Genomic DNA, 15,179 nt, shown 5'->3' with positions numbered 1-15,179 from the left:
GTGAAATGCCTACCAGTTCTCAAACTATTTCAAGATTGGGTGAGGGCAGAGAAATCCAGGATGGAAAATTCACAAAGTCATTATTTTATGTTGTTAACCCCGATTATTCATACCTAAGGAATTTTCCAATAGACTGTTAAAATTTTGTTAGTCTATGAATAATCGGGGTTAAGTTATTCATGTTAATTGCAGTTATGCAATAGCAAATTTTCTTGATTCCCTAAGTTCTTGATCACTTCATCAATCACCCAATCGGGGGTTGAGGCTCCTGCGGTAATGCCAATTTTAGCTTTCCCTGCCAGCCACTTGCCATCCAATTCCAAAGCCGTTTGGATTTGATGCGTTTCTGCCCCTGTTTTTTTGCAGAGCTCCGTCAACCTGTTTGTATTAGCGCTTTTGAGATCACCAATAACAAGCATCAGATCAACTTTTTTGGCAATATCAATCGCCGCCTTTTGCCTTTTGCTTGTCGCTCCGCATATCGTTTTATGGATAATAATATCTTTTGTCTTTTCTTTAAGTTCTTCTACCACTTTGTCAAAATTTGCTTCAGATTGGGTTGTTTGAGCAATAACGCCAACCTTGCCGGCAAGTTTTATAGAGGCCAAATCTTCCGGCTCCTCAACCACCAGCGCTCTCCCTCCCGACCATGCAACAATCCCTTTAACTTCAGGATGGTTCTTGTCTCCTACAACTATAACCTGTATTCCTTTTTCAGCAAGATTCTTGGATAGTTTTTGGGCATTTTTTACCCAAGGGCAAGTCGTATCAACAAGTTCGAGCCCTTTCTTGTTAATTTCGTCGTAAACCAAAGGAGAAACCCCATGCGCTGAAATAATAATAATTCCGTCCGTCCCTTGAGGGATTTCAGAAACAGCTTTTACAATTCTGGCTCCTAGTTCTTCGAATTTCCTGACAACTTGAGTATTGTGTACTAGATTGCCAAGCATAAAGATTTGTTTGTGGGTTTTTGTCTGCTCAAGAGCTATTCGATAAGCCCTCTCCACCCCTTCACAAAATCCCGCGTATTCAGCCATTAAAATTTGCATATGTATCATTATAGAAGAATTCCAAGATAATGTGAAATTCCTATCAAAATTGTACGATATATATATAGAAAATATTAGACCGTTGGGAAGAGAATAAAAAGCCCGAGCCTGTTCGGGCTTTTTTGTTATACTTAGATCCCTTGCTCCTTCATCCTTTTAATGGCAAGAGAAATTCTCTCTTTAGGCAGAGTAATAGCAAACCGTACATATCCTTCTCCTGAAGCTCCATACCCTATTCCGGGAACTACAAGAATGCCACATTTTTCTAAAAGCTTTTCAGAAAAAAATGCAGATGTCTCCCCCTTTGGAGTGGGAACCCACATATAAAAAGTAGCTTTTGGTTTTGGAAAATCAAACCCCAAAGATTTAAGCCCCTCAAATAAAACATCTCTCCGTTCTCTAAATATTTCATTATTTGCCACAACACAATTTTGAGATCCGCTTAAAGCCTCTATCGCCGCAAATTGGATTGCTTTAAATACCCCGCTATCAATATTTGATTTTATTGTCGCCAAAGTTTGTACAGCCTCTTTATTCCCAACCGCCATCCCGATTCGCCAGCCTGTCATATTGTAAGTCTTTGAGAGCGAATGGAATTCTATAGTTACATCTTTTGCCCCTGATATTTCAAGAGCGCTCATCGGTTGAAATCCATCATACCCCATTTCTGAATAAGCAAGATCGGAGACAAGGAGTAAATTATTCTTTTTGCAAAACTCAACAGCCTCCTCAAAAAATGCTTTATCTGCGACCGCCCCCGTCGGGTTGTTTGGGTAGTTCACATATAAAATTTTGGCTTTTTTAATGACATCGTCTGGAATAGATTCTAAATCAGGCAAAAAGTGATTCTCCTTTGTAAGAGGCAAATTATAAGTTTCTCCACCCGCCAGTGTGGTTGATATACCATAAACAGGATAAGCAGGATCAGGAACCAAAGAGATATCACCTCTATCAATAAAAGCAAATGTAAGATGTGCAAGGCCCTCTTTTGAACCTATGAGAGAGCATACTTCATTGTTTGGATTAAGCTCAACGTTAAAACGTTTTTTGTACCAGGTTGCAACAGCTTTACGGAAAGAGAGCTCTCCTTTTGTACTCGGATAATTTGCGGATTCCTTTGTTTCTAAAACCTCATGCATCTTTTCAAAAATGTGGTCTGGTGTGGGGAGGTCGGGATCCCCGATCCCAAAATCGATGATATCTATCCCTTTTGCGATAAGCTCTGCTTTTTTTTCTTCGATTTTAACAAATAAATATGGCGGTATTTTGTCTAAACGTTTTGATTTACGCATGAATTAATTATAACATAAGGCTAATTTAATCTCGACTTCTCCGACTCTCTAAGATTTTTTCGTATCCACACAAACAATCCGTCCATAAATTCTCCTGTGCCATGACCTCCCGTAAAACCTGTTTTTGGCGCTGAGATTCTCCTCGCAATCAAGCTTATTGACTTATAAACATTGCTGAATCTTTGGATTCCCATACCTTTTATAAATAAAACCCCACACTGCCTTTGTCTTCCCCATCCTAAAGCTCTCCCCCGAAACTGTCTAAAAAAATCATTATAGCAATATTTCTCGTCCGGAGCTAAAACCGTCAAAAAAACAAAAGACAAACAGCTCCAGAAAAATTGTTGGGTCTCTTTTTTATGAATCAATCCGTCAAGATCATAAGCCTTTTCAACCCACTCTCCTCCCACTAAAAATCCTTCATAAGCAAATCCTCTTTTCTCATCATCTACAAAATCTTGCCCTACTGCAAATTTAATCTTTTGTAACTTTGATACTAACAAAGAATTTCCTTCTATTTCTTTAAGAATTTCTCTTTTTATTTCAAAATAAACTTTTCCCCGATATTCTTCGCCATCTTCTCTGTTTTCTCTTAAATTTCTGGCATCAATTGATACAGTAGTTCTTATTACGGTTTTAAATACTACTTGGCCAAAACAATTTTTATTTTTCTTGGTACAAAAAAGAACTCTGCCAACTCTCCCTCCAGATAACATTCTTACAGGGTCAAGCTGACGCAAATTATAAGTAATATCCATATAAAATCTTTCGATCTCAACTATTAGAAATTTCACCCCGATTATGACAATCGGGGTTTACTCGATGGGTCTGTTGCATAATGGTCATTCCCGTGAAAACGGGAATCTATTTCTCAGAAAACAAGATGGATCCCCGCTTTCGCGGGGATGACAAATTGCAAAAACCGCTATTATGCAACAAGCCCTCGATGTATGAATAATCGGGGTTCAGAGGAATTATTGTAAACTTAGCTCAAATATTTCGAGAGCTTTATCAATCTGAGGTTTTTTAATAATAAGGGACGGTACAAATCTAATAACAGTCCCATCCCCACCGGTAGATATCAAAACTAAACCTTTTTCCAGGCAAAAGTTCATGATCTTTTTAACAACCGTATTATCCCCAAAATCCACCCCAACCATAAGCCCTATCCCCCTAACATCTTTTATCTGAGAATATTTATTTTTTAGTTTCTCAAGCCTCTTAATCAAATATTTTCCAAGTTTCTCTGCTTTTCCAAGCAGGCCTTTTTCTTTTATAACATTAATTGTGGCAACCGCGGCCGCGCAACAAACAGGATTCCCACCAAAGGTCGATCCGTGAGCCCCTGGAGACCATTTTGACATTAAATCTTTAGACGCCACGCACACTCCTAGGGGAAATCCGGACGCAATCCCTTTTGCCAAAACTATAACATCAGGAACTATCCCTGCATACTCAAACGCAAACCATCTACCGGTCCGCCCAATCCCAGACTGTACCTCATCTGCAATTAATAAAACCCCGCTCTGGTCACAAAGTTTTCGTAACCCTTGCAAAAAATCCGAAGAGATAACTTTATATCCCCCCTCCCCCATTATAGGTTCTACTATAATGCCGGCAATTTGATGTTCATTAATTAATTTTTTAACAGAATCCAAATCTAAAGAAGAAATATACGTTTCAGGCAAAAGAGGTTCATACCCTTCACGATACTTCATCTTTGATGTGGTAAGGGACAAAGCCCCAAGTGTTCTTCCATGAAAAGCCCCTTCAAAAGCTATAAGCCCTGGTTTTTTTGTGGCATATCTTACAAGTTTAATCGCAGCTTCAACTGCCTCACTTCCACTTTGACAACAAAAAACTTGAGATTCGGAGATTGAAGTTATAGATCGGATAATTTTACCCAAATCAATATAAGGCTCATAAATAGCAACGCCAATACATGTATGAATTAATTTTTTAGTCTGATCAATAGCAGCTTTTACAACTTTTGGATGACAGTACCCAACAGAACAAGTGGCAATGCCAGAGGCAAAATCTATATACTGTTTTCCGTTAATATCATATAAATAACAACCTTTTCCTGATGTTACTTCAAAATCATCAAAGTAACGTCCAAGAACAGGCGAAGTATATTCTTTGAAATTTTCAAGCATCGACATTAAAATATTATACACTATTTACTCCGATTATCCACGGTAAACCCAGAAACTAACCCCGATTATCATAATTGGGGTGAATAATCGGGGTTTATGATATACTTTTAATTGATATCATGAAAAATATATTCAAATTATTAACCTTTATCATTCTTTTAATTTTACCTTCAGCTTGCTTTTCTTCCACAACATATATTTCCGGAGAAGTAATTGTAAAATTCAAGAGTAATACTATTACTATTCCTTCCGGTATTAACATTTCATCTGTAAACTCTGTTTCAGTAAAATCAAAAGTGTTAAAAAACATTCTATCTTCACTGAAAGTAAAAAGCATAGAAAAAGGCTTTCCAGATGCAAAAACACCGATCCAGACTTACAAAGTTATTTCAGGCAAACAGATTAAAATTCCGGATCTCTCCTCGATATTCTTAATAAAATTCCCCACAGAAAATAGTGTAGAACAGGTTATCTCTGAATTAAAAAAACTTTCCGAAGTAGAATATGCCCATCCAAATCATATTATAAAAGCTTTTATAACTCCAAACGATTCTCTCTATAACACTTATCAGTGGAATATGTCAAAAATCAGCGCAGAAGCAGCCTGGGATATAACTACAGGAGATTCTTCAATTATTGTTGCGGTAGCAGATACAGGAATAGATTATAATCACGAAGATCTGTCAGGCAAAATAATTTTAGGCTATGACTATGAAAACAACGATAGCGACCCAATAGATGACAACGGCCACGGAACACATGTAGCAGGCGTTATAGGCGCCATCACCAATAATGATAAAGGGGTGGCAGGACTAAATTGGGGTTGTAAAATCATGGCCGTTAAAATAATGGGTGTGGGCGGCTATGGTTCATTACTTAATGCTTCAAGAGGAATAGAATACGCGGCAAGTAACGGAGCTAAAATAATAAGCATGAGTTTTGGCATTGAATATGACGATGACGACTTAAAAGATACTATTATAAATGCTTATTCAAGAGGATGTATATTAGTAGCAGCCGCTGGAAATGAAAATAAGAGCAGCAGATTCTATCCTGCAGGATATGACGATTATGTTATAGCAGTTGCCGCTACAGATCAAAATGATTTGGTAGGACATTGGGGAACAGACACTCCTTTATCAGCATCAAACTACGGAGAGTGGATTGATGTATGCGCACCGGGAACAGATATTGTTAGCACATGGAAATCAAACAATTATGCAAACCAAGGCGGAACTTCCATGGCAGCCCCCCATGTTGCGGCATTAGCAGCTCTTATCCTTTCAAAAAAACCTTCAATGTCACAAGAAAATGTCAGATACCAGATTGAGAATTCATGTATAAATATAGACAGCCTCAATCCTTCTTACGCGAATCTTTTAGGATATGGAAGAATAAATGCAGCCTTAGCCTTAGGTTTGCCAATCGCTAGAATCACTCAACCTGAAAATACAAGCTATGTACATAGCTCTATACAAATAAAAGGAACCGCAACAAGTACAGATTTCTCAAGATATCAACTGCAAATAGGATCTGGAACAAATCCCGCGACATTTGAAACCTTTTATGAAGGGGTGCAAAGTGTAGATTCCGGAATATTAGGAACTTTTGATACAACTACAAAGGAAGACGGTCCCTACATAATCAAATTAACATCTCAAAGCCAATCACAACTCTCCTCGGAAGCCTCTATAACAATCAACATAGACAATACCGAACCAAAAGCTAAAATAACCTCGCCTGAAAACAACGCAGCAATAAACGATGTCGTTACTATTTTAGGTATTGCGACGGATATAAATTTTAACTACTATACTCTCTCTTATGCCAAATCCCAAGATACAAGTTTTATTAACATATCCTCATCAACGACCCAAAAATCAAATAACATATTGGGAGATTGGAATACCATAGGTTTATCAGGATTATACAAACTAAAGTTGACTGTCGCAGATAAATCCGGTCGTGAAAATTCTGAGACAATAGATGTTAATATTACATCGACAACGACACCCTCTATTGAAATACAAGGTTTTTCACAACCAAGTCCCAATCCTTTCAACCCAAAAACACAAAACGAAACATTTATATACTATAACCTGTCTAACAATTTTCAGACTTCACTTTATATTCTCAATATAAGCGGTGAACTGGTTTATAAACAAACTTTTCAGAGCGGTCAAAACGGAGGAAAAGCCGGAGAGAATTTAGTAACATGGAATGGGCATGATCCGTTTGGCGCCACAGTCGGTAATGGCGTTTATTTATATAAGATAACTTCAAATAATAAAATTTTAGGTTCAGGTCGGATAATTGTTATAAGATAACTTAACCCCGATTATTATAATCGGGGTTAAAAACTCAAGGTAAAATCAAAACTGGCGGAACTCGCATTAAGATTATCGCTAGGTTTTATTTTATTTTCAAAGCTTACTGTTTTATAAGAAGCAGTAAAAATTACACTGCTTAGAATTGGATTTTCCTGGGGAACATTAAAATTAAAGCTCCAGGTGTTTATTGTTTTTAAATAATCTGTTTCGGGAAAAGCCCCCCCCGCTTGAACCTCACCCTGATTATGTTCATCTTCCAGCGTATGAACCAACTCACCCCAAGAAAAAGCTCTGTACTTGGAAGTTATTTTTGACCAACTCTTGTGGCGATTTTGATTATCAGTAATATTAGTAGTAACTTTTAGATTGTATTCCGCATCCAAAACAAGCTTGTCTATGGGCGTAAAAGCAAGAGAACATTTTACGGTCTGATTATTTGTCTTAAGTTCAGAGGTTGCAGTGGAAGTCGCATTAAAATAATCTTCATAAACAAATCCCGGAACTAAAGAAATCTGAGGCGCAGGGTTTATTGTCAATGTATAATCTTGAATAAAGGAACGATTGTCTGTCGCAACCTCAAAAGTCCCTGAAGGAGTAATAGCTTTACTCCCATACCAGGTATAATTTGAATTAAGTTTGAAATTATTAAAAGAAATAGGAATCCAAGTGGCATTATAAGTATTGGAATTGCCTCTACTCTCCACCCCTGTCTCATGAACAGTGTGGTCTTCTGTATAAAACCATTTAGTGGATAAATAAGAATAAGGATCAATTTTTATACTGGTTGACAACTTTTCATCTTTCGGGTTTTTGCCCTGAACTACAAGAGAGGGAGTTTCTTGCCTGTTATAATCATAACTTGTATTAATAATTGTTGTGGGGTTCAAATCTATATGATATGTAGTATTTTTAGTTTTAATTTTACTTTCGGCGCTTGGCGCATGCGTTATCTCTTCATGATCAAGCTGTTTAGCATACGTTGTCATTTTTTGTATTTTCGGGAAGGGTAGATCGATAGATATATCATAACTTAAATCTCTTATGGTTTTCCATGATGTTACAACCTCAGAAGTTTGAGTATTAATGATCTTTGGCTCTGATAATTGAAAATCTGTAGATGCCTTTATACGATCAGTAAAACCAAAACCATAACTTACATGTCCATACGTCGTATCTCCTTTTGAAAAATTCAGCCTGTCTTTTGAAAAAGTCTTTTGCCCATCATACTTATGAGTAATTCTTAACAATCCCATTCTGTATTCTTTCGGCGCCACGCTTAAAGAATAAGAATTTAATGAACTGTCAGCGCTTAAAGGTTTATTAATATCAACAGGATCACCCCGAACTTCCTGATTCCTATTTACAAAAGCAATCCCTGCCCATCCAAAAGGTGTAAATGATGTGTTATAAAGTCTCTCATAATTGTGAGTGTAAGCGGAACGGGAAGCGCCTATAGGATTGTTCGTCTCCCGATAAGAATAATCCGCTTTAAAATCACTGGACAAAGGTTCAAGCTGAACAGCAAAATCCTGATAATTTGAGCCAACTCCAATAGCAGTACTCCCAAGGGGACTGAAATCAAACCCTATGTTTTTATTGTTGTACGCCAAAGAGATCTTTCCAATTTTACTTTTAATTCCATACTTATAAGCCTTGTCAATTTTGGATGTTATCCCTTCTTGAATTCCTCCTTGAGATTGATACTTATAATCAACTGTTACAGAATCCTGAGTCCCCAAAGAAATGCTATAAAAGGTTATTGTTCCTGAAGTATAATCTATAAAGTAGTCGCCATCTCTGTTTACAAGCTTTTGATTGATATAAACATTATCACTTCCTTCAATAACCGGCTTAAAACTTAAAACAACTCTATTTACAGTAGAGCTAAAAGAGAAAGCTTCCGTTGTTGAAACAGAACTTATAACCTTGTCATTATTAGTTTGAGCATAATTAGTCGTCATTTGCAAAATTTCACCAAACTTGACATCGGCATCAAAACCTATAAGATCCTGAGAAATATCGCTGCTTACATCAGACTGTTGAGCAACATACTGAAAATACACGTCAAAACTCTTTGTAGTATCCAATGGCTGGTTAAACATAATAGAGGGACTTCCACTTGTATAATTTATTGAATAATTTCCATTGGCCTCAGTAGTACTACTATTTCTTACATAATTATCTTTCGTCTGTGATCCTGTAATCCATACGTCAACATGTTCTGAGCCTGGAATAACATTTCTATAACCTGTAAGATAATAAGGGCCTCGGCTGCCATCCCCTGTCCCGGTAAACCTCCCAATAACATTTTTATAATAAGTATAAGTAACAGAAACCTCGGCAGTAGAATTAAAGGAAGTCAACATTTTTATTGTCCCTGTATAGTAACCGTTTGATATATCAGATGGATCATTTATAAATGCAAGTTTTGTGGAAGGAATAGTAAGCGCATTTCCGGAAGCCGCAACTTCAATAGTAGGAATAACATAATCTATACCGTAAACCAAGGTTTGATTGCCAACAGAAACCGTAAGAATTCCACCTTCTTGTGTTGACAAAATCGGGAATTTAGAAAGATATATGGTAGACTCATTACTTGCAATATCCGACCACCTGAAAGTTTGGACATCTGTTGCAGTAATAGAGCTTGTGCTTTTTTGTGCCGATTCCTTAAGGTAAGTAAAACCGATTGTCGCAGATTTCGGATTTTTATCCGGATACGAAAGAGTTGGAACTTCTCTCACTATATAAGAATATAAAGTTCTTATATTTGAAGTATTTGAAACATTATAATTAAAAGTTATCTTTCCTGTTTCATTATCTAAATAATAATCAAAATCACGAATGACAAATCGTTCATTTACATAAACTTTCTCTGAGTTAGGAACTATAGGCTGATTAAGCAGGGAATAAGGACCTCTTCCTCCATTGCCCGAAATGTTATCAGTTGTCTTTTCTGTTTTATAATATGAATAAGAAACCTCTAATCGGGAGGAATCATCTGGCAATTCAGGAAGAATCAAAACAATGCTTCCTTTACTATAGTCAATATTATAATCTTCATTTTTAGCGAGTAATCTACCTTTAAAAAATAATGCTTCGGAAAACTGAACAACGGGGAAATTTTTTAATTGATATTTTCCGACCGATTCATCCTCCAAAATCTCATCTGAAATTTCATTTTCATTTACTTCCTCTGTGCCAGATAATGCTTCGCTAGTTGACAAATCAATAAGGGGAGAATCGTGTCCAGTAAAATTTCTTGATGTCGTCGGAAAAATTTCATTAGTCCCTTTTTCTACGGGTTGTGGTTCGCTATCACCTTTTGATGATGATGAAGAATCCAAAATCACTCTACCTTGAAGCCCTAAAAAATCTTTTTTTGATAACGAAGGGAAAAAAAGGTCTAAAATATTAGTATATTCATAACTATATTTAAATGTATCCGTTGTTGTCAATATTTTTGTGAATGTAATTTTACCCTCAAAATAATTGATCAAATAATCTTTACCTCTAGCCAAAGCAATACCATTTAGTTCAACGTATTCAGAATTTTCAACAATTGAACCATGCCCCAAGCTATATGGTCCTGTAGTATTATTTCCTATCTGAGACGTAAGCGGTTGAATTTGACTTTTAAGTTTCGCAGAAGGGACGGCAATAAAATCATAATTTTTGCCTTTTGAAGTAACCATTACACCATTTAAAAATTTTGTGGCTGAGGCAAATTCATTTCCCGAAAAACTGGTAGTAAAATCACCGAAGGTTAATTCATGCTTATCATCATAATTAACTTTAACATTGTAAGTATCCGGAGTTTCAGGTTGCTGTTCAACATCATAAGCCACGGATAATTTTTCATTGAGCTGCCCAACTATTTTCAGTTGCAAACTCTCTTGCCAAGGCCCTCCTGTTAGATTGGAAGATCCCCCACCCAAAAGAGTAACGCCAAGAAAGTAATTAGAACGGGGAGTTACACTCACCTCTTTATACTGCCATTTTTTATACCCAAAAACATCTATTTTGGGGAATTGATCTGCGTAAGCGCTTCCTAATAATAAAAAGAATGAAATTAAAAGCGCTCCTATAATAATAATTTTTATTTTCATTACAGGAGAATTATAACTTTTGACAGAAAAGATTACAAACAAAAAGTTTTGCAGCAAAATTGATTTTCTACGCTTTATATTTTTTGAAAGCTATAACAGCGTTATGCCCGCCAAATCCAAGTGAATTTGAAATCGCAACATTAATTTTCATTTGTCTAGCAACATTTGGAACATAATCCAAATCACAAATAGGATCAGCTTCTTCCTGATTAATGGTAGGAGGCGCAATATCATTAACAATAGATAAAACAGTAGAAACTGCTTCAATGGCTCCCGCAGCCCCCAAAAGATGACCTGTCATAGATTTATTGGAACTGATTGCTACTTTTTTTGCATGTTCGCCAAACGCCGTTTTAATAGCCATTGTCTCATACTCATCATTTAGCTTTGTAGATGTTCCATGAGCATTTATATAATCAACATCAGAAGGATTAAGCTTAGCATCTTTTAATGCAATAAGCATAGCTCGTACAGCCCCCTCCCCACCAGGCGCTGGAGCCGTTATATGATTTGCGTCTCCACTCATTCCGTAGCCCACAATTTCAGCATAAATTTTAGCAGCGCGCGCTTTGGCATGTTCCAACTCTTCCAATATAACGATTCCTGACCCTTCTCCCATAACAAAACCATCTCTTTTTTTGTCAAAAGGACGAGAAGCCTTTTCCGGATCAGCGTTAAAAGAAGTAGAAAGAGCTCTTGCCGCAGCAAAACTACCAATTCCAATAGGAGAAATAGCACACTCAGCTCCGCCGGCAATCATGACATCAGCATCTCCTCTTTGCAATATTCTATAGGAATCACCAATACAATGGGTCCCTGAAGCGCAAGCTGTCACAACACAACTGTTTGGCCCTTTAGCTCCAAGATGTATAGAGACCAAACCCGCTGCCATGTTTGTTATCATATAAGGAACAGTAAATGGTGAGAGTCGGCTTGGCCCCTTATCTCTCAAAACATTAACCTGCTCTTCTAAAAATTCAATACCACCAATTCCAGAACCGATAATAACACCCACACGATCAGCATTGCTCTCATTTATTGAGAATGCAGAATCAGAAAAAGCCATCTTTGCAGCTGCTATTGCATATTTAATAAAATTAACAATTTTTTTTGCCTCTTTTCTATCCATATATAAAGAAGGATCAAATCCCTTCACTAAGCCCGCTATATGACAAGAAAAAGAAGAGACGTCAAAACGGTCTATTTTGCCAATGCCACTTTTTCCTTTAACAAGATTTGTAAAGTGTTCATCCACGTTCAAACCAATAGGAGAAACAATTCCCAACCCCGTTACAACAACTCTTTTCTCCATCAAGGGACCTCCTCGATTTCGGAAATAATATCATTCATTATCTCTTTAGCCGGCTTAATTCTACGATCTTTTAACTGCCAAACCTTTTCACCGGAAAAAACAATTCCATTGTCAATGTCACCCTTTTGAGAACGGATTAATGCTTGTATTATGCAATATTTCAGAGAACAATTTTTCAAGCAATAGTCACAACCAACAGGTTTTGGCGCGGTCCCAGATATAATTTCATCTACAAAAGGGGTACGCAAAGCCCTACCAGGCATACCAACCGGCGATTCAATTAAAACAACATCCTCTTCTCTGGCATCCTGGTATCTTTTTTTGAAAGGCAAAGAAGCATTACACTCTTCTGATAAAACAAACCTTGTAGCAAGCTGTACGCCAGAAGCACCCATTCTAAAAGCTTTTGCAATAAGTTCCCCTGTTACCAATCCCCCTGCAGCAATAACAGGAATCTTCACTGCTTTTAAAATTTCCGGAAGAATATCAAATATCGATCTATCAGTTCCAAGATGTCCGCCAGCCTCTTTCCCTTCAACAATAACCGCGGACGCTCCGCTCTTTTCGGCAAGTTTAGCAAGCTTAGCGCTAGATACTATAGGAACAATGGGAATATTTTTTTCACGGCCTATTCTAAAAATATCTCTAGAAAATCCGGCTCCTGTAATTATAAAGTCAATCTTTTCTTTTATTGCTGTATTTACAATCCCCAAAAACTCACGAGCAGCAAACATAATATTTATGGCGATAATACCATCTAAAGCTTTCTTTCTTGCAATCCTTATTTCATCTGCCAATTCATCAAAAGTCATCCCTGAAGCGCCAATTACACCTATCCCTTGTGCTGCAGCAACAGCACCTGCCAAATTTCCCGTGGAAATCCTAACTGCCATCCCCCCCTGAATAATCGGCACCTGCGCGATTAAATCTCCTATTTTTAATTGAGGTAATTTCAAATAATTATAACCTTATTAAAATTTATTTTTGATGTGACATTATATAAGTTACCGTATCCCCAACCGTTTTAATCTTTTCAGCATCTTCATCGGGGATTTCAGTACCAAAAGCCTCTTCCAATGCCATTACCAATTCTACCGTATCCAAAGAATCAGCTCCTAAATCATCAACATAGGAAGACTCCTTTTTTGCCTCCGCCTCAGAAACTCCCAACTGTTCTACAACTACCTTTTTTACCTTTTCTAACACTTCATTCTCGTTCATTTACTTTTCCTCCTTTTTTGTAATAAGTTTACAGTTTATTGTTTACAGTGTACAGTAGTAAGCTATTTCTTGTTTTTACTGTTCACTGTACACTTTATCAGGTATTCATTAGCATTCCACCGTTAACATTGATGATTTGGCCCGTAATATAATCTGAATCAGGCCCAGCTAAAAACAAGACAGCCTTTGCAACTTCTGTAGGCGTTCCCATTCTCTTTAATGGAATAACTTCGACCATTTTATTTTTAACATCTTCGCTAAGCTTGTCTGTCATTGCCGTTTGAATAAATCCCGGAGCTACAGCGTTTACGCAAATACCTCTTGAAGCTAGCTCCCGAGCCACTGTCTTTGTCATCCCAATAACCCCTGCTTTGGCAGCAGCATAATTTGTCTGTCCCACATTCCCCATCTCTCCAACAATAGACGCAATACTGACTATTTTACCAGAACGTTGCTTAATCATCAAAGCAGAAATAATTTTAGTGCAATTAAAAACACCAGTTAAGTTTACATTGATCACTGCGTCCCAATCCTCTTTTTTCATTCTCATAAGCAATGTATCCCGCGTAATGCCAGCATTATTTACAAGAATATCAATTTTCCCCATCTGTTTAACTGATTGCTCAACTCCGTTTTCAACGTCACAAAAATCGGAAACATTTGTTTTAAGCGCCATTGTTTTAACCCCGATTTTTTCTATCTCAGCGGCAGTTTGCACCGCAAGTTCAAGGTTGATATCAGAAACTATGATATCCGCCCCTTCTCTCGCCAAAGCTTCCGCAATAGACTTTCCAATCCCCTGGGCAGCCCCTGTAACAAAAGCTACTTTATCTTTTAATTTCATAATTACCTCCCAAAGCCTTCTAGTAGTACGGATTCAAAATTTTGAACCCTAACCAAAGTAGGATCAATCTTTTTAACCAGTCCGCACAATACATTACCCGGACCAACTTCAATAAATTTTTCAACTCCAAGAGAGACCATTTTTTTGACAGAATCCTCCCACAAAACAGATCCCACCACTTGACTGTATAAATTTTCTTTTATTTTTAAGGCAGACGTAACAGGCTCCGCATCAATATTAGAAACAAGAGGGACATTAGCATCTTTTATATTTATTTTATCAAGCTCTATTTTCAACTTATCCGCCGCCTTTTGCATTAAAATACTATGAAACGGGGCAGAAACAGCAAGAGGAATTATTCTTTTTGCCCCCGCTTCTTTACAAAAAGCAGAAGCAGCTAAAACAGCCTCTCTCTCTCCTGATATCACAATCTGGCCCGGAGCATTAAAATTTGCTATTTGAACAACGCCTTTATCTTTTGCTTTATCGCAACATTCTTTGATTTGTTCTTTATCAAGCATCAAAATAGCCGCCATAGCCCCTTGTCCTATAGGAACAGCCTCCTGCATAAACTTTCCTCTCAAGTAAACCAGTCTAACCGCATCCTTGAAGTTGATAGATTCAGCTGCAACCAAAGCAGAATATTCTCCAAGAGAATGCCCTGCAACATAATCAGGTTTTATATTTTTGCTTTTTAAAATATCAAAAGCAGCTATGCTTACTGTCAATATTGCAGGTTGGCTTATCTCTGTCTTTTTAAGTTCCTCTTGGGAACCTTCAAAACAGATCCTTTTTAAGTCAATTCCTAAAACTTCATTTGCTTGGTCTAAAAGAGCCTCCGCAAACCCTTTTCCCATACCTACAAG

11 protein-coding genes are annotated in these 15,179 nt (G+C 37.3%); 1 reads left to right on the top strand and 10 read right to left on the bottom strand.

Annotated elements, in window-relative coordinates; all coding sequences use genetic code 11:
- Positions 1-182: 182 nt before the first annotated feature.
- The 4 genes from A2290_08975 to A2290_08960 all read right to left on the bottom strand — a co-directional run bounded on the left by A2290_08975 (position 183) and on the right by A2290_08960 (position 4,497).
- Positions 183-1,049: a 4-hydroxy-3-methylbut-2-enyl diphosphate reductase gene (locus tag A2290_08975; GenBank protein OGC15186.1), complete on the bottom strand. Its 867-nt coding sequence runs from the start codon at positions 1,047-1,049 to the stop codon at positions 183-185.
- 131 nt (positions 1,050-1,180) lie between these two features.
- A complete protein-coding gene (locus tag A2290_08970; GenBank protein OGC15182.1) occupies positions 1,181-2,341 on the bottom strand; it encodes an LL-diaminopimelate aminotransferase in 1,161 nt (386 codons plus the stop codon).
- Between the two features lie 20 nt (positions 2,342-2,361).
- Positions 2,362-3,099, bottom strand: a complete 738-nt coding sequence (locus A2290_08965; GenBank protein OGC15181.1) for a hypothetical protein — start codon at positions 3,097-3,099, stop codon at positions 2,362-2,364.
- A gap of 216 nt (positions 3,100-3,315) precedes the next feature.
- Positions 3,316-4,497 (bottom strand): hypothetical protein, encoded by a 1,182-nt coding sequence (locus A2290_08960; GenBank protein OGC15180.1) that lies wholly within the window; start codon positions 4,495-4,497, stop codon positions 3,316-3,318.
- 119 nt (positions 4,498-4,616) lie between these two features.
- Between A2290_08960 and A2290_08955 the strand changes: the two genes are divergently transcribed.
- A complete protein-coding gene (locus A2290_08955) occupies positions 4,617-6,824 on the top strand; it encodes a hypothetical protein (protein OGC15179.1) in 2,208 nt (735 codons plus the stop codon).
- Positions 6,825-6,850: 26 nt separating this feature from the next.
- Here A2290_08955 and A2290_08950 read toward each other — a convergent pair whose 3' ends face one another.
- The 6 genes from A2290_08950 to A2290_08925 form a co-directional block, all read right to left on the bottom strand.
- Positions 6,851-10,993, bottom strand: coding sequence for a hypothetical protein (locus A2290_08950; protein ID OGC15178.1), 4,143 nt, complete (start codon positions 10,991-10,993; stop codon positions 6,851-6,853).
- A 10-nt stretch (positions 10,994-11,003) separates the two neighbouring features.
- Entirely contained in the window at positions 11,004-12,248 is a 1,245-nt protein-coding gene (locus A2290_08945) for a beta-ketoacyl-[acyl-carrier-protein] synthase II (protein ID OGC15177.1), read from the bottom strand.
- Complete coding sequence (locus A2290_08940; GenBank protein OGC15176.1) at positions 12,248-13,204, bottom strand: 2-nitropropane dioxygenase; 957 nt, start codon at positions 13,202-13,204, stop codon at positions 12,248-12,250. Before A2290_08940 ends, A2290_08945 begins: the two co-directional genes overlap by 1 nt.
- A gap of 22 nt (positions 13,205-13,226) precedes the next feature.
- On the bottom strand, positions 13,227-13,469 hold the full coding sequence (locus tag A2290_08935) for an acyl carrier protein (protein OGC15175.1): 243 nt from the start codon (positions 13,467-13,469) through the stop codon (positions 13,227-13,229).
- A 97-nt stretch (positions 13,470-13,566) separates the two neighbouring features.
- Positions 13,567-14,313, bottom strand: coding sequence for a 3-oxoacyl-[acyl-carrier-protein] reductase (locus tag A2290_08930; GenBank protein ID OGC15174.1), 747 nt, complete (start codon positions 14,311-14,313; stop codon positions 13,567-13,569).
- A gap of 2 nt (positions 14,314-14,315) precedes the next feature.
- Complete coding sequence (locus tag A2290_08925) at positions 14,316-15,170, bottom strand: [acyl-carrier-protein] S-malonyltransferase (protein OGC15185.1); 855 nt, start codon at positions 15,168-15,170, stop codon at positions 14,316-14,318.
- Between the last annotated feature and the right edge of the window lie 9 nt (positions 15,171-15,179).

It is taken from the genome of candidate division WOR-1 bacterium RIFOXYB2_FULL_36_35, from assembly GCA_001771505.1.
Lineage (GTDB): Bacteria > Margulisbacteria > WOR-1 > XYC2-FULL-46-14 > XYC2-FULL-37-10 > XYB2-FULL-36-35.
This window is presented reverse-complemented; position numbering and strand designations above follow the sequence as displayed.